The following is a 21533-nucleotide window of genomic DNA, read 5'->3' on the forward strand; positions in this document are numbered from 1 at the left end:
TCGCCAAGGCCCGAAAGCCCTTCGAACCAAAGCTCGCCCCCTGAAAATAGGGCTTGCTCAACGTGACGGTATCTCACGGCGCCCGCCTCGCCGACGGCGGCGTCGCTGAGGCGCCCGGCTGAGTCGGCGCTGTCGGCCAGCCGGTCGACCGATGCGACGATGTCCTCCACCGACCGGCCGACGTGGTGCAGGGCGGACTGGACGTGGGTCTCGAAGTCGGCGGCGATGCGGCCGATGGCGTCCCGCCGCTCGGTCTCCGCGGCGCGCCGCAGGGTCGCCTGCTCGGCTTCCAGGGCCAGCTTGTCGATGGCGTTCTGCTTGAAGGTCTCCACCGCCGCCGCCATGCGGCCGATCTCGTCGCGCCGTCCGAGCGCCGGCACCGCGACGGTGGTGTCGCCGCCGGCCAGCCTCCCCATCGCGCCGGTCAGGTCGATGAGCGGCCGGATGACGCCGCGCACGATGAGGAAGAGGACGCCGCAGATCACCAGGAGGGAGGCGGCCCCGGTGCCGGCGATGGCGGCGGCGCGCACGGCGGCCTGGGCCTCGGCGCGGCGGCTCGACAGGGCGACGGACACGCGGCCGAGGGTGGTGCGGCGGTCGCCGTCGGCGCGCACGATGTCGGCGGTCTCCACCAGCACCGAGGGGCTGCCGTCGAACGCCGCCCCGTCGCGCACGAAAGGAGCCCCCTTGGCGTCATAGACGACGCTGCCGACGTAGTCGCCGTCGCCCGCCAGCGCGGCCAGCTGCCCGGCGGCGGCGGCCTCGTCGATCTGCCACATCGGCTCGGCCAATCCGCCGGCGATGATGCGGGTCACCAGCGTGGTCCGTCCGACGATCGCGGCCCGGGCGTCCGCCACGTTGACCAGCGCCACCGCCGTGGTGGCGGCGGCGACGCAGACCGCGATCAGCAGGGCGATGGGAAACACCACCCGCGCGGCGATGCGGTCCCGGAAGCGTGTGCGCATGGTCCCTCCTAGTCGGTGGCTACTCGGTCGCCATCCCGTCGAAGACGCCGTCAACGAGGTTGATCGACAGCAGGCGCTCGCTGGCGAAGAGGGCGCCGTCGGCGGCTTCGCGCAGCAGGCCCGGCAGTTCGGCGATGACGCGGTGCTGGCGGCGGTGGGCCTCCTCGGCGTCGGTCCGGCCGATCGCGCGGAAACGGACGGTCTGTCCCGGCCGCTTCTGCGCCAGCACGGCGATGTCCGGCGTAATGACACAGGCGATCTTGGGATAGCCGCCGGTGGTCTGGCGGTCGGCCAGCATGACGATGGGCTGCCCGGTCCCCGGCACCTGCACGGCGCCCGGCGGCACGCCATCGGAGGTGATGTCGAAGCCGCGGGCGTGGGCGATGGGCGGGCCCTCGAGGCGGCAACCCATGCGGTCGCTCTCATGGCCGACGCGGTATGTTCCCTCCAGGAACGCCGCCATGCCGGCGGCGGTGAAGTGGTCGTCCTGGGGGCCGGGCACCACGCGCAGCACGTCGCCGCGACGCGGCAGCGCGTCGGGGTCGAGGCGCCGCTCGCCGCTGGCCGGCGGTGCTGCGGCGCGCAGCGCCAATCGGTCGCCGGCCTGCAGCCGGTCGCCGGAGAGTCCGCCCAGGCGACTGCGCAGGTGCGTCGCCACGCTGCCCAGCACCGGCGCCACGGCGAAGCCGCCGGCGACCGCGAGGTAGCCGCGCAGGCCGGCGCGCAACAGGCCCACGCGCACCGTCTGCCCGGCGTCCAGGCGGTGGCTGCGCCAGGGTGCGGCGGTGGCGCCGTCGATCGTCAGCTCCACGTCGCCGGCGACGGCGAGGCGGCAGCCGCCGTCCTCGACGCGCAGGGTATCGCCGGACAGGGTGAACTCGATGGCTCCCTCGGCCGGTCCATTGCCGACGAGCGCGTTGGCGACGGCGTGCAGCAGGGGGTCGGCGGCGCCCGCCACCGACACGCCGAACCGCTGGAAGCCAACCCGGCCAGCGTCCTGAAGGGTGGAGAGAGGCCCGGCCGCCTGGACCACGAGCGCGGTCACGGCACCGCCTCCACCACGTCGCGCGCCGCCGTTCCGGGCACCGCCCCGGGCACCGCTTCGCCCCGTTCCGCGGCCGCGGCGAGGCGCTCGTACTCCCCATCGTCGATGGCGGTGAAGCGCACGCGGTCGCCGGGGGCCAGCAGGAAGGGCCGCTCGCGCCGGAGGTCGAAGACGCGCAGCGGGGTGCGGCCCAGAAGGTGCCAGCCGCTGGGCATGGCGACCGGCGACACGGCCGCCTGGGCGCCACCTTGCATCAGGCTGCCGGCCGGCGTGCTCAGGCGCGGGCTCTGGCGGCGCGGCAGGTGCAGCGCGTCGGGCAGGCCGCCGAGGTAGGCGAACCCGGGGGAGAAGCCCAGCATGTAGACGCGGTAGTCGGCGGCGCAGTGCAGGCGCACGACCTCGTCGGTGCTCAACCCGGCGTGGCGGGCCACGGCGTCGAGATCCTCGCCACGGGCGCCGCCGAAGCGCACGGGAATGACCCAGCGCCGGGCCGTCGTCGCCGGGTCCGCCGCCAACCCCTGGGCGAGATCGAGCAGGGCCGGCGTCAGCTGCTCGGCGCTGGTGAGCACGGGGTCGAAGGTCAGCAGGAGCGAGCGGTAGGTCGGCACCGTCTCGACGACGCCGGGCAGGTGCGCCGCCGCGATGCGGCGGTCCAGGCACTGGACCGCCTCGTTCAGCTCCGGTGCGATGCCGTCGCCGAGCTCGATGACCAGGGCGGCGTCGCCGGCCGGCAGGAGGCGGGGCGGAGTGGGGGATCGGGACACGGGGGATGCGCCTCGTTGGCGGCCTCGTTGGACGGGCGGGGGCGAAACGGGGGGCTGGCCGGCCCCCCGCCGGGATCAGCGCGTGTACTTGTCCATGATCGTCTGGACGGTCCCGTCCGCCTTCATGGCCGCCAGGGCGGCGTCGAAGGCGTCGCGCAGCGCCGCGGTGTCGCGCGCCTTGGTGAAGGCGATGTAGCTGGGGATGTTCTGCACCTCCGGCGTCAGTTCCTTGACCTGGTCGGTGACGCCCTGCGCCTTCAGGATGTGGCGGGCGACGTACCGGTTGCTGGGCATGACGTCGAAGCGGCCGGCCACCAGTTTCTTCACGTTGCTGTCGGAATCGTTGCTCTTCTCGACGTTGGCGAGGACCCCGTCCTTGATGGCGTCGTCGATCGCCTTGCCGTAGCTGATCTGGTTGACGACGCCGACGCGGTAGGGGGCGAGGGCGGCGAGGTCGCCGGCAAAGGCGACGGGGGAATCCGCACGCACGAACAGCGAGACCACCTGGGGGACGACGACCTCGTTGGAGTAGTTCAGGAACTGCTCGCGCTCGGGCGTCCGGTAGGCGGTGAAGATGGCGTCGGCCTGGCCGTCGCGGGTCATGTCCAGCGCGCGCGCCCACGGCATCACCTCGACGCTCGCCTGATGACCGGCGCGGCGCAGGGCCTCGGTCACGAGATCGAAGGCGATTCCGGTGGGCGCACCGTTCTCCTCGAAGATCAACGGCGGGAAGTTGAGGGCGACCAGCTTGAGCGTGTCGGCCGCCGCCGAACCGGCGGCCAGAAGGCCGGTGGCGACGGCAAGACCGGCGGCAATGAGGCGGGGAGTGCGCATGCCTTTCTCCTTGGCTGGGGTGGCGACCGGGCAAGCGGAGCCCGTTGCCGCGCCGGCGGCGCGGCGCGGTGGACCAGGCGGACGGACGGGGATGGCCTCAGAGGGCCGAGAGCTGGGCGTTCAGCAGGTCGGTGACGAGCATCGCGCCCGGGCTGTGGGTGATGGCGATGGGAGGCCGGGCGTTGGCGATGGCCACCTGCGGGGTGACGCCGCAGGCCCAGAACACCGGCACCTCGCCGGGTGCCACCGGCACCGGGTCGCCGAAGTCGGGCTTGTCGAGGTCGGCGATCCCGAGCGCCTCGGGGTTCCCGAAGTGCACCGGTGCGCCGTGCACCGAGGGAAAGCGCGAGGTGATCTGGATCGCGCGGATGGCGTCGCGCGGCGCCATGGGGCGCATCGACACGACCGTGCCGCCGTGGAAGCGGCCGGCCGGCGTGCAGGGCAGGGTGGTGCGGTACATCGGCACGTTGCTGCCCTGGGCGATGTGGCGCACCGGCAGGCGCTCGGCCAGCAGCGCCTCCTCGAACGAGAAGGAGCAGCCGATCAGGAAGCTGACGAGATCGTCACGCCACAGGGCGCGGATGTCCGCGGGCTCGTCGACGAAGGCGCCGTCGCGGAACACGCGGTAGCGCGGCACGTCGGTGCGGATGTCGATGTCGCGTCCCAGCGTGGGCAGGGTGGGGTCGCCCGGCTCCGACACGGCGAGCAGGGGGCAGGGCTTGGGGTTGGCCTGACAGAAGCGCAGGAACTCAGCGGCCCAGTCGGCGGGCAGGATCGCCAGGTTGCACTGGACGTAGCCTGGGGCGAGGCCGGCGGTCGGGCCGGTGTGGAAGCCGGCACGGATGCGCCGGCGTTCGGCCAGCCCGGGAGTGTAATCGTCGATTTGAAGCTGCATGGCTGTCCTTTGCGGGCGGGGCCGTCTACATGCCGAGATAGGCTTGGCGGACCATGTCGTTGCCGAGGAGGTCGCGGCCCGTCCCCTGCATGACGATGCGTCCGGTCTGGATCACGTAGCCGCGATCGGCGATCTCCAGGGCGCGGTGGATGTTCTGTTCCACCAGCAGGATGGAGATGCCGCGCTCGCGGATGCGCTGGATGGTCTCGAAGATGCGGGTGACCAGCTTGGGTGCGACGCCCCACGACGGCTCGTCGAGCATCAGCAGGTCTGGCCGGCTCATCAGGCCGCGGCTCATGGCGAGCATCTGCTGTTCGCCGCCGGACAGGGTGCCGGCCTGCTGGCGGCGACGTTCGCCCAGCACCGGGAAGGTCTCGTAGGCGAAGGCGAGCTGCTCCTGACGCGCCGCCGGGTCGTCGGCGGTGTAGGCGCCGAGCTGCAGGTTCTGCTCGACGCTGAGGCGCGGGAACAGGCGGCGCCCCTCGGGAACCAGCACCAGGCCGCGGCGCACGCGGGCGTGGGCGGGGACGCCGTCCAGCGCTTCACCCTTCAGGCGGATGGCGCCGCCGTCCAGCGCGTTGAGGCCGGCGATGGCGCGCAGGGTGGTGGACTTGCCGTTGCCGTTGCCGCCGACGATGGCGACGATCTCGCCGGCCTCGAGGGTCAGGCTGACGTCCCGGATGGCGGGGACGCGGCGGTAGCTGGACTGGATGTTGCGGACCTCGAGCATGCCGGTCACTCCCCGAGGTAGGCGGCGATCACCGCCGGGTCTTCGGCGATCTGGCCGGGCGTGCCGTCGGCGATCTTGGCGCCGTAGTCGAGCACCAGGATGCGGTCGGCGATGGGCATGATCCCCTCCATGACGTGCTCGACGATGATGCTGGCGATGCCGCGCTCGCGGATGCCCACCACGAGTTGGGACGCCTCGCGCACCTCGGTGGGGTTGAGGCCGGCCATCACCTCGTCCAGCAGGATCAGCTTGGGGTCGGTGGCCAGCGCGCGGGCCACCTCCAGGCGCTTCTGCTCCGACACGGTCATGGCGCTGGCGGGCGTGTCGGCGCGGTGGGACAGGCCGACGAAGGCCAGCTCCTCCCGGGCGCGGGCCCGCGCGTGGGACACCCGCTTGTCGCGCAGCATGGCGCCGACCATGACGTTCTCCAGCGCCGTCATGGAGTGGAAGACGCGCACGATCTGGAAGGTGCGGGCGATGCCCAGCGCCGCCGCGGTCTCCGGCGCCGCACCGGTGATGTCGCGGCCTTCCAGGGCGATCCGCCCCGAGGTCGGCTGATGGAAGCCGGCGACGCAGTTGAAGAGGGTGGTCTTGCCGGCGCCGTTGGGGCCGATCAGCCCGACGATTTCGCCGTGATGGATGACGAAGTCGATGTCGCGGTTGGCGACGAGGCCCTGGAACGCCTTGCCGAGACCGTCGACGGCGAGGAGCGGCGCTGTGTTCATGCCCGCACCTCCCGCTTGGCGCGCATCGCCGGCAGGCGGCGGCGCAGGTCGTGCAGCAGGCCGCTGACGCCGGCCGGGCTGTAGACGGCGACCAGGATGATCATGGCCGCGTAGATGATCATGTCCGTGCCCGAACCGGTGCTGCCGAACAGGGTGCGGCTGTACTCCTCGATGGCGACCAGGATCACCGCGCCCAGCACCGGGCCGAGCAGGGTGCCGACACCGCCGAGGATGGCGATCAGGGCGATCTTGATGGAGATGCCCGTCGCGAACACCGAGCCGGGATCGATGAACAGTTCCTTCTGGGCGTAGAAGGTGCCGCCGAGGGCCGTCAGGAAGCTGGACGCGGCGATGGCGATCAGCTTGTAGCGGGTGAGGCTGACTCCGAGCGCCCGGGCCGCCTCCGGCTCGTCCTTGATGGCGCGGAAATAGTAGCCGATGTGGCTGCGCTCGATGGCCCAGGAGACCGCCACGGTGAGCAGCAGCAGGCCGAGGATGACGTAGTAGTAGGGCAGCTTCGACGTGGCGAAGACGAGCGCCGCCATGCCCGTGCGGTCCATCGGCAGATAGAGGCCGACGGCGCCGGAGAGCGTCTCCGAGTTGGTGACCAGGATCTGCACGATCTCCGCGACCGCGATGGTCGCCATGGCGAAGTAATGCCCCTTCAGGCGGAAACAGGGCCAGCCCATCGCCAGAGAGAACGCGGCGGCCACCAGCCCGCCGGCCAGCATGCCGAGCCACGGCGACACGCCGAACGTCAGCAGCAGCGTCGACGAGGTGTAGGCGCCGATGCCGTAGAACACGGCATGCCCCAGCGACACCTGGCCGGCGTAGCCGCCGATGATGTTCCAGGCGACGCCGAGCTGGGCGCCCATGAGGATGAGGATCAGGAAGTTCTGCTGCGCCGGGTCGGCGACGACCAGGGGAAGCACGAGGGCGACGGCGAGCAGCGCCAGGCTGCCGGCGGTCTTGGGCAGGTCGATCGAGGTCATCAGGCTTTCCCCATGAGGCCCTTGGGCCGGACCAGAAGCACCAGCAGCAGGAGCGACAGGACGATCGCCGTCTTGTATTCCGGGCCGATGATGAAGCCGCCCACCACCTCGAGCACGCCGACGATGAGGCCGGCCCAGAAGGCGCCGGCGATGCTGCCGAAACCGCCGAGCACCACCACCACGAAGGCGATGAGGATGAAGTTGGCGCCGACGTCGGGGAAGATCGGGAAGAAGGTGGCGATCAGCGCGCCGCCGATGCCGGCGCAGGCGGCGCCGATGCCCCAGGCGAGCGCGAACATGCGCTGGCCGTCGATGCCCATCAGCGTGGCCGCCTCGCGGTCGATGGCGGTCGCCTCCAGCGCCGTGCCGAGGCGGGTGCGGTGGAGGAAGAGCCACAGCGCCCCGGTGACCACGACGGCGCCGACCGCGGCCGCCAACTGCGGCAGCCCGAACTGGACGACACCCAGGGACACGTTGCCGTCCACCAGGGTGTGGCTGATCAGGCGGTGGTCGGGCTTCCAGAAGAACTGGGCGAGGCCGCGCAGCAGGATCATCAGGCCGAAGGTGGCGAAGATCTGCGACAGCATCGGCGCGTCGAGGATGCGGCGGATGATCGTCTGGTAGACCAGCACGCCCACCGCGAACAGCAGCGCCGCCGTCAGCGGCAGCGAGAGGATGGGATCGAGCCCGAACAGGGCGAAGCCCCAGAAGCTGGCGTACATGCCGAGCATGAGGAACTCGCCGTGGGCGAAGTTGACGATGTCCATCACGCCGAAGATCAGCGTCAGGCCGACCGCCACCAGTGCGTAGATGAGGCCGATGAGCAGGCCCGAAACGAGGATTTGCAAAAACAGGTCGGCCGTCATCGCCGGTCTCCCCCGAAGCCAGTGGTGACAAGGATGGCGGCGGCGGGGGCGGACCCCCGCCGCCGCGGCGCTCAGCGCTTGTCCCAGGCGGGCAGGGGGAAGACGACCTTGGCGGTGGCGACGTCGGTCGGCCAGACGGTGACGTAGCGACCGTTCTGGACCTGCACGATGATGCCGCGGCCACGTTCGTTCTGGCCGTTGGCGTCGAACTTGACGCCGGTCCAGGGCAGGATGATCTGGTCGGCCCCGAGGTCGGTCTTCTGCAGGGCCGTGCGGATCGCCTCGGGCTCGGTCGAGCCGGCGCGGTTGATGGCGTCGGCCAGCACCGCGACACCGGTGAAGGCGCGCGCCGAGTTGCCGTTGAAATTGACACCGGCACGCGCCTTCATCAGGTCGTTGACCGTCTTGATCAGCGGATTGCGGTCGGCCTGGTCGAGCGCCCACACCTCTCGGCTGACGACGTATTCGCCGTCCTTGCCGAGGGTCTTCAGGAACTCGCTGTCGTTGAAGCCGGCGTCGTTGGCCAGCAGCATCGACGGGGTGAAGCCCAGCTCCTTGTAGGTCTTCATCGACAGGATGGCGTCGCCGAGATAGGACGACTGCATGACGATGGCGGGGTTGGCCGCCTTCAGCCGCTGCACCTCCGACGTCAGCTGCGTCGCCTTGGCCGGGTACAGGATCTTCTCGGCGACGGTGAACTTCCGCTCCTCGGCCAGCTTCAGCTCCAGCTTGGTCGTCTCGTTGCCCCACAGGGTGTTCTCGTTGAACAGGCCGAGCGTGCGCAGCTCGGTCCCCGTCGTCTTCTCCATGTCCTGGAGGAACTCGAAGAAGTTGGTGACGAACAGGTCGTCATGGGGCGTGGTGCGGAAGAACCATTTGAAATTGCGCTGGGTCAGCATCGCCGAGGACGACGAGGCGTTGAGGAAGGGGACGCCGTAGCGTTCGGCCACCTGGCTGGCCGTGGCGGTGACGTTTGAGAAGTAGCAGCCGACCAGAGCCACCACCTTCTCGCTGGTGATCAGCCGCTCGGCCTCGGTGGCGCCGACCTGCGGGTTGCCCTGGTGATCGCCGAAGATGAGGCGGATCTTGGCGCCCTTCAGGTTGGGCATGCCGACGCCGGCGGCCAGGCCGGCCGGCGCCTCGATCTCGCCGTTCGTGATGGCGGCGGCCAGTTCGGCGGCGGCCTTCAGTTCGACGCCGGTCGAGGCGGCGGCGCCGGTCAGCGGGTAGATGACGCCGATCCGGATCTCCTCGGCCGCCCGCGCCATGCCGGTCCAGCCCATGCCGATCGCGGCGACCATCGCCGCGCCGGCCACCGCGCGCCGAAGCCAATCCCGCCTGCCAAGAGGTGCGCCCATCGTCATCTCCTCTGCTGCCGGCCGCGCCGCCTGCCGCCCCGGATGTGGCGTTTTGCCGCGCGGCAATTGTTCTTGCCGTAAGCAGAGTTGGCCTGACTTCGATCGATCACGTCCAATCGTATGTTTGGATGTCGAATGATCGCGATCTGTTATCAATTAATGGCGGTAGCGTGATCAAACCGTGTCGCTTCGGTGGGCATCGGCGATCTCCGCGGCGAGCTGGGCGACCGCTGCGGCGATGTGGTTCTCCTGGTTCGCCGGGTACGCCGCGGCGAAGGACAGGCTGGGCAGGGGCCTCTCGCCCCGAATCAGACGCAGGCTGCCGTTGGCCAGTTCGCGCCCGACGATGGCGCCGGGGATGGCACTGACCCCGACGCCGTCGATGGCCATGCGCACGACGCTGGACAGCGAGCTGTTGCCGAACATCCGCACCGGCAGCCCCTCGGAGAGGAACATCTCGCGGATCACCCCATAGGGTTGGGTGGTGCGGGAGAAGGTGATGACCGGCCAGGCCGCCAGGTCGGCCAGCGTCACCGGCCCTTCGGGCAGAGCCAACGTCGGGCTCGCCACCCAGGCCAGCGCGTAGCTGCACAGGGGCAGGACGCGGAAGCGGGCATCGGTGTAGGACGACAGCATGAAGGCGATGTCGACGTCGTGGCGCACCAGCGCCTCGCGCAGGTTGGGCGAGGTTTCGACCTCCACTTCCAGCGAGACGGCGGGGTAGAAGGCGTTGAGGGAATCGATGAGGGTGGTCAGCCAGGTGTGCACCAGGGTCTCGGCGACGCCGAGGCGGATGATGCCGCGGATGGCGCTGCGGTCCGCGATGGCCGACACCAGTTCGCTGCGCAGGGCCAGCATGCGCTCGGCGTAGCCCAGCAGGACGACCGCCTGGCGGGTCGGCGCGGCACGGCGGCCCTGGCGTTCGAACAGGGTGACGCCGAGCTCCTCCTCGAGCTGGGCGATGCGCGCGGAGACGGCGGGCTGGGTGGTGTTCAGCCGCTCCGCGGCACGGCGGAAGCCGCCGAGGCGCACGGTCCAGACGAAGATCTCCAGGGACTTCAGGTCGAGCATGGGACCGTCGACGGCGGGGGCGGCACGGCGCCGGCGCCGCGCGGGTGGTCCATCCTACACCGGGCCGGCCGGCATGCCCACCCGTCCGCCGCCGGCGTTTTATGATGGTTCGGGCGCCGGTGTCGCGTCGGCCGGCGTGGCCGCCGGAATGATGCCTTCGGCCAGCAGCCGATTCAAATCGCCGACGTAGCCTTCGGACCGGGCCGGGCGCGTGGGGTCGGAGGTGACGACGACCGTCAGGCCGAGCGACGGCACCACATACAGCATCTGTCCGCCGTAGCCGCGGGCGTAGGCCACCGCATGCTCCTGAACCCGGGTGAGGAACCAGCCGTAGCCGTAGGCGTCGCCGGAGAAGGGGGAGCGGGTGCGCGGCGTCCAGGAGGCGTCGACCCAGCCCTGGCTCAGCACCCGCTTGCCATCCCACACGCCGCCCTGGCGCCACATCTCGCCGAACCGGAAGAGGTCGAGCGGCGCCATCGCCATGTTGTTGCCGCCGAGATAGAAGCCCTGGGGATCGCGCGTCCAGGACGGCAGGTCGACGCCGAGCGGCTCGCCCAGCCAGTCCCGCGCCAGCGCCAGCAGGCTGCGCCCGGTCACCCGGGCGAGCGCGGCGCCCAGCACGTGGTAGCTGCCGGTGGAGTAGAGCATCCGCTCCCCCGGTTCGGCGACGAACGGCCGGCTCAGCGCGTGGGCGACCCAGTTCCGGCTCGCCACCCAGCGGCCGTAGCCCGGCCCGGAGGTGCGCTCCAGCCCGGCCTGCATGGTCAGGAGCTGGGCCACCGTGAGCGCGCGCACCCGCGGGTCGGCGCCGTCCGGGATCAGGCCGGGCGCCAGCGCGCCGAGCGTGGCGTCGACGCCGGCCAGCACGCCGCGGTCGATGGCGGCGCCGGCCAGCGAGGCGACGAGCGTCTTCGACACCGACTTGACGTTGACCGGCCGGGCCGGCGCCGGGCCGCGGAAGGCCTCGGCCACCGCCACCGTGCCGTGGCGCCCGACGACGAGCGTGTGGAGCTGGTCGAGGCGCGCGGCGCGCTCGGTCGCCCGGCGCAGCAGGGCGGGGTCGAAGGCGGCGGTCGCCGCCGCGGTGCGCCGGAGCGGGAGGGCCGCGGCGGGCAGGGCCGCCGCCGCGGCCAGCAGCGCGCGCCGGGGGAGCAGGGGGGGTGCGGGTGCCATGTCCGGCCATGTGGGCAGTGACGCCGGGCAATCCAAGCGGTCGCCTGTCGCCGGGACCGGCTCCAGGGGGACCGGCCCGCGGTTCGGCTCAGCCCGTCTCCGCCATGCGGTCGTCCACCGCCGCACGGTTCTGGCGCCAGGTGAACAGCGCCGGCGGCACCGCCAGCAGGAGCCCGAGCAGGGAGAGGTCGAGCTGGCTCAGGCCGAACGGCCCGTCGAACGGTGCGGCGACCGCGAAGCCGGCGGCCGCCAGCATCAGCCTCATCCCCATCGCCGCGGCGCCCGACCCGATGGTTCCGGCAAACGCGAGATACCCCTGGATCGCCGCCGCGACGAACCAGATCCCGACCAGCGCGCACACCAGGGAGAGCGCGACCGCGGCCGGCGCGCCCTGGCCGATCAGGGCGGGGTTCAGCACGAAGAAGAAGGGAACGACGTAGATCACGACGCCCAGCCGGGTGGCCTCCCACCCCGTGCCGATGGCGTTCGCCCCGGCCATCGACGCCGCGGCGAAGGCGCCGAGCGCCACGGGCGGCGTGATGAAGCTGATCATGCCCCAGTAGAGGATGAAGAGATGGACGGCCAGCGCGTTCAGGCCCGCCTCCACGAGCGCCGGCGCCAGCACGATGGCGAGGAAGATGTAGCAGGCGGTGACCGTCATCCCCATGCCGAAGATGAACGAGGTGATGGCGCCCATCACCAGCAGCATCGCCACGGAGTTGCCGGCCAGGTGAACCAGCTCGGTCGCCAGCGGGCCGGTGAGGCCGGTCACCTGGAACGCGCCGACGATCATGCCGATGCCGAGCAGGATCGCCACGAGCTCCGCCAGGGTGCGGCCGACCGAGACGATCATGTCGACGAAGGCGGACACGGTGAAGCCGCGCCTCTTCTGGAGCTGGTCGATGACCAGCAGGAGCGCGACCGCGTAGAACGGCGCGGTGGTCTCCCAGCGGAACGCCATCATGAGGAAGATCAGGAGCACGAACACCAGGACGTACCCCCAGCCCTCGCGCCATATGGCGGCCGTGCCGGGCATGGAGCCCCGGGCGATGCCCTTGAGGCCGCGCCGTGCGGAATAGGCGTCGATCTGCACGAACAGGCCGAAGTAGTAGAGCGCCGAGGGGATCACCGCCGCGATCATGACGTCGACGTAGGGGATGCCCAGCCAGGACGCCATGACGAAGGCCGTCGCCCCCATGACCGGCGGCATCAGCACCCCGCCGGTGGAGGCGCAGGCCTCGGTCGCCGCGGCGTAGCGCGCGGAAAAGCCGCTCTCCTTCATCGCCGGGATGGTGATCGCGCCGGTGGTCAGCACGTTGGAGATCACCGAACCCGACAGGGAGCCCATGAACCCCGAGGCGAAGATCGCCACCTTGGCCGCACCGCCGCGGTGGCGGCCGACGAGCGCCATGGCGAGATCGTTGAAGAAGCGCCCGCCGCCGGTGTACTGCAGGATCGCCCCGAAGAGGATGAAGCCGATCACGAGGTTGCCGAAGGCCTGCATCGGGATGCCGAAGGACGCCTCGGACGACAGCATGAGGAACGGCACCACGTCGCGGAACGGCTGGGCGAACCCGTTCAGCGGATCGGGCGCCCGGTCGGCGACGGTCGGATAGAGCGAGAACAGCAGGACGATGGCGAAGAGCACGTTGCCGCCGGCCCGCCGCATGCCTTCGAGGATCAGGCCGTAGAACGCGATGGAGAACCACACCGCCGTCTCCGGAGCGGCGTACTCCCAGCCGTTCTCCAGGCTCTCGTCCGAGGTGAGGACGAAGAAGCCGGCGACGGCCAGGGTGGCGGCGGCGAGCATCCAGTCGTACCACGGCGCCCGCTGCGAGACGCCGCCGCCGGCGCGAAAGCACAGGAAGGTCATGGTGAGGAAGAGGCCGGCGAGGAGATGCAGATACATCCCCTCCAGCATGGCGTAGCCGCCGAGCCGCAGATTGAACAACTGGTTCACCGAAACGCCGATGGCGGCCACCGTCCCGACGGCGACGACCCAGCGGGCCGGCCCGGACAGCGTCGCGCTCTCGGCGACGCGTTCCGCCTCGATGGCTTTCGCGCCACGGTCCATGGGCTCCTCCCGGTTGAGCACTGTGCTGCGGACCCGCAGAACGCCCGCGGGCTCCTTGCGGCCGCTGCAGCGCGGCGGCGCGGGCCGAACGCCCGCCCCGCCCATGATCAGAAGGCGATCTCGAACCCGCCGGCCTTCAGCGCCTCGCGGCGCTTCGCCTCCCAGGCCTCGTCCCAGTCCTGCGGGTTGCCGGCCTTCAGCTCGGCCCACGCCTTCGCCAGCGCCTCCTGGCGGGCGACCAGGCGGTCGTTGTGGGCCTGCGCCGCGTCGGACCACACGCCCGCCTCCTTGTAGAAGCGGATCGCCCCCTCGTGGTAGGGGATCACCCAGTCGAACTTCTGGAAGCGCAGCCCCCAGCCGTCGATGCCGGGCGCCTTGCCCGCGTAGAGCGGCAGCAGCTCGAACATGGCCTTGGTCATGTTGTAGGTCAGGCCGGCATCGACGGCGTCGTAGGTGATCAGGATCGGATAGGCGAACGCCGCCATGTCCCGGCCCTCGGTCCCGTCGATCGTCGAACCGACGGTGGCGTGGACCTTGATGTAGTAGGGCGCCACCGCCAGCAGCCGCTGGAAGGCCGCCTCGTCCTGCGGGTCGAAGGGCGGCCAGACGAGACCGCGCGGGCCGGCCGCCGCCTCGTAGGTGTTTCCGGCGTTGGTCGCGGAGAAGGCGGCGTCGACCGAGCCTTCGACGAGCCCCTTCCAGGCCGCGGCGAACCCGCCGAATTCGGTCTTCTCGACGTCGTCCCAGTCCAGCCCGCCATAGGCGAGCCAGGCGGTCGAGTTGACGTTGAGCGCCGGCGCGCCCTTGATCCAGGCGACCCGCAGCCCCTTCAGGTCGGCGAAGGTAAAGCCCTTGCAGTCCGGCTTGCCCTTGGCGTCGCACACGTCGCGGGCGACGCCGAGCGACATGGCGACGCCGCCGCCGGTGTTGGTGGCGAGAAGACGGATCTTCTGCGGTCCCCAGGTCTTCGCGCCGAACTCGAAGACGCCCTCCTGCGCGAGATAGACACCGATGCCGTTCGCCGAGAACGGAGCCTTGCCCTGGCGCAGCGGCTCCATGCGGGCGATGTCGTTCTGGCCCGGCAGCAACCGCAGGTTCACGCCCGCCGCCTCCTTCAACGCCGCGCCGATGGCGACGGCCTGGTTGTAGCCGGCCGATCCGGTGCCGTAGGCCGACCAGACGAGCTGGTCGGGCAGGTCGAATTCCGCTGCGTAGGCCGACGACGTGACGAAGCACACCGCGGCGGCGAGTGTCCTTATCCGCATATCGTTCCTCCCCATGGGCAATCCGCACTTCTGATGGCTGGATTCCCGAATCACTTTGACACAGCGACTCCCGCGGCTCAATCGAAAATTTCAAAATACGCGCGTATCAAGCAGTCTCGTTCAAAATAATGAAACTGATACGGCCAGGCGACGGTGGGCGCGGGAGGCGAGGGTGTCGCCGGATCGGCGGCGGTCCGCCCACGGCGATTGCGTCCGGTGTCATGAACCCTCTCCCTCGCGGGGCCAGCGGATTCACGCATCTCCTTGAGGGCGAGCCGGTCCGCCCCTCCCGGCAGGGCCAGGGGAGGGAAAGGCACGCGGCCGACATGGGCGAATACACAGGGCGAATGCGAATGCGGTCACCGGGGCGTTCCGGCGGACGCCGGCCCGGTGCGGCCGTGGTCAGCCCGGCGCCTTGGGCAGGGCGAAGACGCCCGACAGGCGGATCGACTCCGCCGCATCGGCCAGGCGCGGGCCGAGGTCGGTCTCGAAATGCTCGGCGACCGCGCGATAGCGCGGCACGGCGCAGGCGATGGCGACGCACAGCCCGTCGTCGGTCCGCCCCAGCGGCGCCGCGGCGGCGACGAGGTTCGGCCGCCAGTCGCCGTAGGACACGCAGAAACCCTGCGTCCGGCAGCGCTCGACCGCGGCGGCGGTGGCGTCGGCGAAGGCGGCGAACTCCGCGGGGTGGAGACCGCGCAGCTCGGCGAGCTTGTCGTCGAACTCCGGCCCGTACAGCATGGACAGCAGCGCCCATCCCAGGGCCGACCGGTGCAGCGGACCGGTCTGTCCGATGTCGGGAACGTGCGGCCAGCCCGGCGGACTGCCGGCCGTCTGGATGTGGACGAACGAGTCTCCCGACATCACGCCGAGGGAGACGTTGCCGGCGCACATCTCGGCGAGTTCGCGCATCGTCGGCAGGACGTCGTGCCGCCACGGCATCGCCGACAGCACGGGGTAGGTGAGCGCCAGCAGCTTCGGCGCCAGCCGGAACGCCCCTTTCCTGTCCCGGCGCAGATAGCCGAGGTGCACCAGCGTCTTGCACAGCCGCGAGACGGTCGGCCGGTTGAGGCCGACCTGGCGGGCGATGTCCGCGTTGCCGAGCGCCCGGTCGCCGGAGCTGAAGCACTGCAGGATCTCGATGCCGCGGATGAGCGTGGAGGACAGGGAGGCGTCCTGCACGGCGCGGGCATCGAGCGGACCCCCGTCCTCCGCACCGCCGTTGGCGACGTCCCGCCCCTCGCTCATATGATGCCCTTGGCCTTGTACCCCGCGATCTCGGCGTCGCCGAGGCCGACGATCTCCTTATAGATATAATCGTTGTCGGCAGCGAGCCCCTTTGCCGCCCAGCGGATCTTCCCCGGACGCCTCCTGAACCGGGGCACCAGCCCCTGCATGCGCACCTCGCCGAAGTCCTCGTCCGCCACGGTGGCGATCGCCCGGCGGGCGACGAACTGCGGATCCTCGAAGATCTGGTCGACGGAGTAGATGGGGGCCAGCGTGCCGTGGGCCGCGCGGAACGCGGCGACGGCTTCCTCCTGGGTGTGGGCGGCGATCCAGCCGCCGAAGATCCGGTCCAGGTCGGCCGCATGCTCCACCCGCGCCGCGTTGGTGGCGTAACGCGGGTCCTCGGCGAGCTCCGGCCGCCCGATCGCCCGGGCGTTGTTGGCGAAGGTGCGATTGGTGCTGCCGGCGAGCGAGACGTAGCGCTTGTCCGCCGTCAGATAGACGTCGGACGGCGCGGAGTAGAGGTTCCTGTTGCCGCTGCGCCGGCGCACCTCGCCGAGCTGGTCGTACTCGATCGCCAGGACCTCGATGATCCGGAACATGGCCTCGGTCAGCGACAGGTCGATCTCCTCCCCCTGCTCGCGTTCGCCCTGCGCCACCCTCCAGAGCGCCGCCATGATGGCGAAGCCGCCGAACAGCCCGCCGATGGGGTCGCCGATCGGGTAGCCCGTGTGCATCGGCGGCAGCTCCGGCGTGCCCGAGATGCCGGTCAGCCCGCCCATCGCCTCGAAGATCCGCGCGAAGCCCGACAGGTGGGAATGCGGGCCGTCCTGCCCGAACCCGCTGAGGCGGAGCACGACGAGGCGCGGGTTGGCCTGCCACAGGGTGGCGATGTCGAGCCCCCAGCGCTCCAGCGTGCCCGGCCGGAAGTTCTCGATGACGACGTCGCTCTTCGCCACCATGCGCAGGAAGAGCTCCCGGCCGTCCGGCGCGCGCAGGTCGAGCGTGCCGAAATACTTGCCGCGGTTGGTCACCTTCCACCACAGCGACTTGCCGTCGCGGAACGGAGGGAACCCGCGCAGACCGTCGCCGAGGCCGGGAAGCTCCAGCTTCACCACCTCCGCACCGAAATCCGCCATCAGGGTCCCGGCCATCGGGCCGGCGATGATCGTCGCGATGTCCAGCACGCGCAGGCCCCTGAGCGGGCCCTCGCCCTCCGTTCGGCTCATGGTCGATCCTCCATATGATAGAACTATTTTCTCAGATCGTTTCACTATTTCAAACGAAAACCATCCGTTGCATCAAAAATCGTTGATTCGGCAGGACGCATGCCGATAGTCTCGCCGGTGCGGAAGGGGGAGAGGAAGCGATGGCGGAACCCGAGGACGACCGGACACGCGTTCACGCCGAGCGGCGCGGGGGGATCCTGCTGCTGACGCTCGACGGGGGGACGACCCGCAACGCGATCGGTCCCGACGTCTACCCGGAGGTGCAGGCCCGGATCATCGCCGCCGGGGCGGACCCCGACGTCCGCGCGATCGTGCTGACCGGTGCCGGCGGCTTCTTCTCCTCGGGCGGGAACGTCCGGGCGCTGCGCGACAGCGCCGCGCGGCCGCTGGCCGACGTGACGGCCAACACCGACAAGCTGAACGCGATGATCCGGTCCATCGTCGGCGCTCCGACGCCGGTCGTCGCGGCCGTGGAGGGCGGCGCTGCCGGGGCCGGCGTCGCCCTCGCCCTGGCCTGCGACATGATCGTCGCCGGGGAGTCGGCGGCCTTCACGGTCGCCCACGTCCGCGTCGGCCTCAGCCCGGACGGCGGCGTGACGCATTTCCTGCGCTCCTCCCTGCCGCACCAGCTCGTCATGGAGATGTGCCTGCTCGGCCGGCCCACCGCCGCCGCGCGGCTGGCCGAGCTGGGGGTCGTCAACCGGTTGGCGCCGGACGGCACGGTGCTGGCGGCGGCGCTGGAGCTGGCGGAACGCGTCGCCGCCGGCCCGCCGGAGGCGACGGCGCGCATCAAGCGGCAGGTGCACGCGGCCCTCGACCACGAGCTGGCGACGCACCTCGACGTCGAGGCGCGCGCCATCAACCGCGCGCGCTACGGCGCGGAGGCCGCCGAGGGGCTCGCGGCCTTCCTCGAGAAGCGCCGCCCCGATTTCACGGCGGCCCGCGACGCGGCGGCCGTCACCGGCAACCACGGGCAGGAGCGCGCGTCGTCGCGCGAGGAGGCGGAATGACCGGTGCGTTGAGCGGGCGTACCATCCTGATCACCGGTGCGAGCCGGGGCATCGGACGGGAGATCGCCCTGAGGGCGGCGGCGGAGGGGGCCAACATCGTCGTCGCGGCGAAGTCGGACGTCCCGCATCCCAAGCTGCCGGGCACCATCCACTCCGTCGCCGAGGAGGTCCGCAGCCGCGGCGGCCGCGCCCTTGCGGTCCGCCTCGACGTCCGCGACGACGCCGCGATCGCCCGGGCGGTCGACGCCGCGAAGAACGCGTTCGGCGGCCTCGACGCGGTCGTCAACAACGCCGGGGCGATACGGCTCGAACCCGCCGCGACGCTCGAGATGAAGCGCTTCGATCTGCTCCATCAGGTCAACACCAGGGCCCTTCTCGCCGTCGCCCGGGCCGCACTTCCCCTTCTGGAAGCGTCCGACAACGCGCACATCCTCAGCCTGTCGCCGCCGCTCAACCTCGACCGCCGGTGGCTCGCACCGTACATCCCCTACACGGTCACCAAATACGGGATGACGCTCATCGCCATGGGCCTGGCGGAGGAGTTCCGCAGCCGGCGCATCGCCGTCAACACGCTGTGGCCGCGCACCACCGTCGCGACGGACGCCGTGCGGTTCGAAGTCGGCGCGGAGTACCTGGAGCGGTCGCGGACGCCGGCGATCGTGGCCGATGCGGCGTGCCTGATCCTCGCCTCTCCGGCGCACGAGATGACGGGGCACACCCTGCTCGACGAGGAGGTCCTGCGCCGACACGGACAGACCGACTTCGACCGCTACCTCTGCGATCCCGCGGCCCGGGACCTCGCGCTCGATCTCTACGTCGATGCCTGACCGGCGAGGGCCTTCGGAGGGCGCGACCATGGCGACGCTGTCGCGGACGGAGTACGAGGCCAAGGTCGGCCAGGAGCTCGGCGTCTCGCGCTGGATCCCGATCACGCAGGAACGGATCGACCGGTTCGCCGACTGCACCGGCGACCACCAGTACATCCACGTCGACCCCGCGCGGGCGAAGGCCTCGCCCTTCGGCACGACGATCGCGCACGGCTTCCTCACGCTCTCCCTGATCGCCGACATGATGCGCGACGTTCCGCGGCTGGAGGGCGCCGCCATGGGCGTGAACTACGGGATGAACCGGGTGCGCTTCCTCGCCCCCGTCCCGGTGGGGAGCCGCATCCGCGGGCGCTTCGTCCTGACGCGGTTCGAGGAGATCCGGCCGGGCGAGGTGCAGACGACGATGACCGTCACGGTCGAGATCGCGGGAGCGGAGAAGCCCGCCCTCGTCGCGGAATGGCTCGCCCGCCGTTACCTGGGCGCGGCGCGGTGAGCCCACCCCCCGCACCCCGGGGAACGGCCCCCCTTCTGCATACTTATTAAGCAGTTTTCCCGCCTGCGGTCATTTGCGCATCATTTGCGCAGAACGGCCGCAACGGCGGCCGCTGCAGAACCACGCACCTGCGCAGCAACTCCTTGGAACAACGCGTCCTTTCCGCGCCGGGCCGTGGTGGCCCCGAAAGTGCATACACTTTCGCAAACCCTGCGCTCCACGAAAGGACCTCCAGCGATGATGAACCGGCGCACCTTCCTCGGCAGTGCTTCGGCGGCGACCCTCGGCGCGGGCGTGCTGCCCTTCCTGCGGGCGCTGCCCGCCGCGGCGGCCACGGGCGACACCCTGGTCGTGGTCACCGGCACCACCATCAACAGCCTGGACCTGCACCGCACCGGCACCAACCGGCCGAGCTACCAGGTGGCGGTCAACTGCTACGACCGGCTCCTGACCTTCGGCACCAAGACCCTGCCGGACGGCTCGCTGAGCTACGACTATTCCAAGCTGGAGGGCGAACTGGCCGAGGCCTGGGAGGTGGCGGCGGACGGCATGTCGGCGGTGTTCCACTTGAAGAAGGCCACCTTCTGGGACGGCAAGCCGGTCACCGCGGCCGACGTGAAGTGGTCGCTCGACCGCGCCGTCACCGTCGGCGGCTTCCCCACCACCCAGATGAAGGCGGGCTCCCTCGTCTCGCCCGACCAGTTCGAGGTGGTCGACGAGAAGACGGTGCGCATCACCTTCATCCATCCCTCGAAGCTGACCCTGCCCGACCTCGCCGTGCCGGTGCCCTTCATCATCAACAGCGAGGTCGCCAAGGCCAAGGCCACCAAGGACGATCCCTGGGCGATGGAGTACCTGCACCGCAACCCGGCCGGCTCCGGCGCCTTCAAGGTGGAGCGCTGGGACCCCGGCCAGCAGCTCGTCTACAGCCGCAACGATTCCTGGACCGGCGGCCCGGTGCCGGCGGTCAAGCGGGTGATCATCCGCGAGGTGCCGTCCCAGGCGACGCGGCGCGCGCTGATCGAGCGCGGCGACGTCCACCTGTCGCACGACATCCCCGCCAAGGACGCGCGCGAGCTGGCCGACGCCGGCAAGGTGCAGGTGGTCGGCACGCCGGTGGAGAACTGCATCAACGTGCTGTGCCCCAACCTGATCTTCGAGCCGTTCAAGGACAAGAAGGTCCGCCAGGCCATCGCCTACGCCATCCCCTACGCCGACATCTTCGCCAACGCCGCCTACAAGCTCGGCGCGCCCATGTGGGGCGGCAAGAGCGCCGAGCCGGCCGACATCGCTTGGCCGCAGCCGTTCCCCTACGACACCGACTACGACAAGGCCAAGGCGCTGCTGGCCGAGACCCCCTACGCCAAGGGCTTCGAGGTGCCGCTGTCCTTCGACCTCGGCACCGCCGAGTGGGGCGAGCCGACGGCGCTGCTGATCCAGGAGGGGCTGGCGAAGATCGGCATCAAGACCACCCTGGAGAAGATCCCCGGCGCCAACTGGCGCACGGTGGCGCTGGTCGAGAAGAAGCTGCCGCTGCACCTGGAGAACTTCGGCGGCTGGCTCAACACCGCGGACTACTACTTCTACTGGGCCTACGTGAAGGGCAACCTGTTCAACTCCTCCAACTACGACGACCCGGAGATGGCGACGCTGGTGGAGGAGACCCTGGACATGGCGATGGACGATCCGGCCTACGCGCCGAAGATCAAGCGGATGATCGCCAAGGCCTTCGACGAGGTGCCGCGCATCCCGCTGTGGCAGCCCAGCATGAACGTCGCCATGCGCCCCGACGTGACGGGGTACGAGTTCTGGTTCCACCGCATGCCCGACGTCCGCGCCCTGGGCTTCCGCAGCGCCTGAGAGGGACGCCCTTATCCCTCTCCCGTCCTGTGCGCTCGCTTCGGCCCTCCCCCGGCCCTGCCGGGGGAGGGAGGGCCCCGCGAAGCGGGAGGGTGGGGGCAAGGTTTCGCGGGGAGGCCGACACTCCGAT

The 21533-nt window shown here is 70.8% G+C and carries 20 protein-coding genes; 4 read left to right on the forward strand and 16 right to left on the reverse strand.

Translation table 11 applies throughout. The annotated features are described in order from the left end of the window. The 16 genes from ACSBPG_RS08950 to ACSBPG_RS09025 all read right to left on the reverse strand — a co-directional run. Positions 1-965: HAMP domain-containing protein (locus ACSBPG_RS08950; protein ID WP_435536798.1), on the reverse strand; the 965-nt coding region annotated here is incomplete at its 3' end. A 19-nt stretch (positions 966-984) separates the two neighbouring features. Continuing rightward, the gene (locus tag ACSBPG_RS08955) at positions 985-2010 is read right to left on the reverse strand and encodes a biotin-dependent carboxyltransferase family protein (RefSeq protein ID WP_435536799.1); all 1026 of its coding nucleotides are present in this window, start codon (positions 2008-2010) and stop codon (positions 985-987) included. Next, positions 2007-2774 (reverse strand): 5-oxoprolinase subunit PxpB, encoded by a 768-nt coding sequence (gene pxpB, locus ACSBPG_RS08960; protein WP_435536800.1) that lies wholly within the window; start codon positions 2772-2774, stop codon positions 2007-2009. The genes ACSBPG_RS08955 and pxpB overlap by 4 nt, the downstream gene beginning before the upstream one ends. Positions 2775-2849: 75 nt before the next feature. Next, positions 2850-3608 (reverse strand): substrate-binding periplasmic protein, encoded by a 759-nt coding sequence (locus tag ACSBPG_RS08965; protein WP_435536801.1) that lies wholly within the window; start codon positions 3606-3608, stop codon positions 2850-2852. 97 nt (positions 3609-3705) lie between these two features. Continuing rightward, entirely contained in the window at positions 3706-4503 is a 798-nt protein-coding gene (locus ACSBPG_RS08970; protein ID WP_435536802.1) for a putative hydro-lyase, read from the reverse strand. A 25-nt stretch (positions 4504-4528) separates the two neighbouring features. Further along, positions 4529-5233, reverse strand: coding sequence for an ABC transporter ATP-binding protein (locus ACSBPG_RS08975; RefSeq protein WP_435536803.1), 705 nt, complete (start codon positions 5231-5233; stop codon positions 4529-4531). Positions 5234-5238: 5 nt separating this feature from the next. Then, the gene (locus ACSBPG_RS08980; RefSeq protein WP_435536804.1) at positions 5239-5958 is read right to left on the reverse strand and encodes an ABC transporter ATP-binding protein; all 720 of its coding nucleotides are present in this window, start codon (positions 5956-5958) and stop codon (positions 5239-5241) included. Next, a complete protein-coding gene (locus ACSBPG_RS08985; RefSeq protein ID WP_435536805.1) occupies positions 5955-6950 on the reverse strand; it encodes a branched-chain amino acid ABC transporter permease in 996 nt (331 codons plus the stop codon). Before ACSBPG_RS08985 ends, ACSBPG_RS08980 begins: the two co-directional genes overlap by 4 nt. Further along, entirely contained in the window at positions 6950-7816 is an 867-nt protein-coding gene (locus tag ACSBPG_RS08990) for a branched-chain amino acid ABC transporter permease (protein ID WP_435536806.1), read from the reverse strand. The genes ACSBPG_RS08985 and ACSBPG_RS08990 overlap by 1 nt, the downstream gene beginning before the upstream one ends. 71 nt (positions 7817-7887) lie before the next feature. After that, positions 7888-9174, reverse strand: coding sequence for an ABC transporter substrate-binding protein (locus ACSBPG_RS08995; protein ID WP_435536807.1), 1287 nt, complete (start codon positions 9172-9174; stop codon positions 7888-7890). 174 nt (positions 9175-9348) lie between these two features. After that, on the reverse strand, positions 9349-10245 hold the full coding sequence (locus ACSBPG_RS09000) for a LysR family transcriptional regulator (RefSeq protein WP_435536808.1): 897 nt from the start codon (positions 10243-10245) through the stop codon (positions 9349-9351). A gap of 99 nt (positions 10246-10344) precedes the next feature. Beyond that, positions 10345-11418 carry a serine hydrolase domain-containing protein gene (locus ACSBPG_RS09005; RefSeq protein WP_435536809.1) on the reverse strand — a complete coding sequence of 358 codons (1074 nt, stop codon included), beginning with the start codon at positions 11416-11418 and terminating at the stop codon, positions 10345-10347. An 88-nt stretch (positions 11419-11506) separates the two neighbouring features. Continuing rightward, positions 11507-13492 (reverse strand): TRAP transporter permease, encoded by a 1986-nt coding sequence (locus ACSBPG_RS09010; protein WP_435536810.1) that lies wholly within the window; start codon positions 13490-13492, stop codon positions 11507-11509. A 107-nt stretch (positions 13493-13599) separates the two neighbouring features. Next, a complete protein-coding gene (locus tag ACSBPG_RS09015; protein ID WP_435536811.1) occupies positions 13600-14757 on the reverse strand; it encodes a TAXI family TRAP transporter solute-binding subunit in 1158 nt (385 codons plus the stop codon). Between the two features lie 402 nt (positions 14758-15159). Further along, positions 15160-16005 (reverse strand): IclR family transcriptional regulator, encoded by an 846-nt coding sequence (locus ACSBPG_RS09020; RefSeq protein WP_435536812.1) that lies wholly within the window; start codon positions 16003-16005, stop codon positions 15160-15162. Further along, complete coding sequence (locus ACSBPG_RS09025; protein WP_435536813.1) at positions 16002-17213, reverse strand: CaiB/BaiF CoA transferase family protein; 1212 nt, start codon at positions 17211-17213, stop codon at positions 16002-16004. The genes ACSBPG_RS09020 and ACSBPG_RS09025 overlap by 4 nt, the downstream gene beginning before the upstream one ends. A gap of 140 nt (positions 17214-17353) precedes the next feature. Between ACSBPG_RS09025 and ACSBPG_RS09030 the strand changes: the two genes are divergently transcribed. From ACSBPG_RS09030 to ACSBPG_RS09045, 4 genes are all read left to right on the forward strand, one after another. Then, the gene (locus tag ACSBPG_RS09030) at positions 17354-18223 is read left to right on the forward strand and encodes an oxepin-CoA hydrolase, alternative type (protein WP_435536814.1); all 870 of its coding nucleotides are present in this window, start codon (positions 17354-17356) and stop codon (positions 18221-18223) included. Beyond that, positions 18220-19050 (forward strand): SDR family oxidoreductase, encoded by an 831-nt coding sequence (locus ACSBPG_RS09035; protein WP_435536815.1) that lies wholly within the window; start codon positions 18220-18222, stop codon positions 19048-19050. The genes ACSBPG_RS09030 and ACSBPG_RS09035 overlap by 4 nt, the downstream gene beginning before the upstream one ends. A 28-nt stretch (positions 19051-19078) precedes the next feature. Next, positions 19079-19543, forward strand: a complete 465-nt coding sequence (locus ACSBPG_RS09040; protein ID WP_435536816.1) for a MaoC family dehydratase — start codon at positions 19079-19081, stop codon at positions 19541-19543. A gap of 237 nt (positions 19544-19780) precedes the next feature. Next, on the forward strand, positions 19781-21403 hold the full coding sequence (locus ACSBPG_RS09045) for an ABC transporter substrate-binding protein (protein ID WP_435536817.1): 1623 nt from the start codon (positions 19781-19783) through the stop codon (positions 21401-21403). Positions 21404-21533: the final 130 nt, after the last annotated feature.

Origin of the sequence: Azospirillum sp. ST 5-10 (genome assembly GCF_051225715.1) — a bacterium.
Taxonomy (GTDB): domain Bacteria; phylum Pseudomonadota; class Alphaproteobacteria; order Azospirillales; family Azospirillaceae; genus Azospirillum.

Excerpts from the sequence above, each read along its gene's own strand:
- ACSBPG_RS08970 (WP_435536802.1), bottom strand. The coding sequence starts at position 4,503 with ATGCAGCTTCAAATCGACGATTACACTCCCGGGCTGGCCGAACGCCGG.
- ACSBPG_RS08980 (WP_435536804.1), bottom strand. The coding sequence starts at position 5,958 with ATGAACACAGCGCCGCTCCTCGCCGTCGACGGTCTCGGCAAGGCGTTC.
- ACSBPG_RS09015 (WP_435536811.1), bottom strand. The coding sequence starts at position 14,757 with ATGCGGATAAGGACACTCGCCGCCGCGGTGTGCTTCGTCACGTCGTCG.
- ACSBPG_RS09000 (WP_435536808.1), bottom strand. The coding sequence starts at position 10,245 with ATGCTCGACCTGAAGTCCCTGGAGATCTTCGTCTGGACCGTGCGCCTC.
- ACSBPG_RS09030 (WP_435536814.1), top strand. The coding sequence starts at position 17,354 with ATGGCGGAACCCGAGGACGACCGGACACGCGTTCACGCCGAGCGGCGC.
- ACSBPG_RS09025 (WP_435536813.1), bottom strand. The coding sequence starts at position 17,213 with ATGAGCCGAACGGAGGGCGAGGGCCCGCTCAGGGGCCTGCGCGTGCTG.
- ACSBPG_RS08985 (WP_435536805.1), bottom strand. The coding sequence starts at position 6,950 with ATGACCTCGATCGACCTGCCCAAGACCGCCGGCAGCCTGGCGCTGCTC.
- ACSBPG_RS09035 (WP_435536815.1), top strand. The coding sequence starts at position 18,220 with ATGACCGGTGCGTTGAGCGGGCGTACCATCCTGATCACCGGTGCGAGC.
- ACSBPG_RS09020 (WP_435536812.1), bottom strand. The coding sequence starts at position 16,005 with ATGAGCGAGGGGCGGGACGTCGCCAACGGCGGTGCGGAGGACGGGGGT.
- ACSBPG_RS08965 (WP_435536801.1), bottom strand. The coding sequence starts at position 3,608 with ATGCGCACTCCCCGCCTCATTGCCGCCGGTCTTGCCGTCGCCACCGGC.
- ACSBPG_RS08975 (WP_435536803.1), bottom strand. The coding sequence starts at position 5,233 with ATGCTCGAGGTCCGCAACATCCAGTCCAGCTACCGCCGCGTCCCCGCC.
- ACSBPG_RS09040 (WP_435536816.1), top strand. The coding sequence starts at position 19,079 with ATGGCGACGCTGTCGCGGACGGAGTACGAGGCCAAGGTCGGCCAGGAG.
- ACSBPG_RS09010 (WP_435536810.1), bottom strand. The coding sequence starts at position 13,492 with ATGGACCGTGGCGCGAAAGCCATCGAGGCGGAACGCGTCGCCGAGAGC.
- ACSBPG_RS08990 (WP_435536806.1), bottom strand. The coding sequence starts at position 7,816 with ATGACGGCCGACCTGTTTTTGCAAATCCTCGTTTCGGGCCTGCTCATC.
- ACSBPG_RS09045 (WP_435536817.1), top strand. The coding sequence starts at position 19,781 with ATGATGAACCGGCGCACCTTCCTCGGCAGTGCTTCGGCGGCGACCCTC.
- ACSBPG_RS09005 (WP_435536809.1), bottom strand. The coding sequence starts at position 11,418 with ATGGCACCCGCACCCCCCCTGCTCCCCCGGCGCGCGCTGCTGGCCGCG.
- ACSBPG_RS08995 (WP_435536807.1), bottom strand. The coding sequence starts at position 9,174 with ATGGGCGCACCTCTTGGCAGGCGGGATTGGCTTCGGCGCGCGGTGGCC.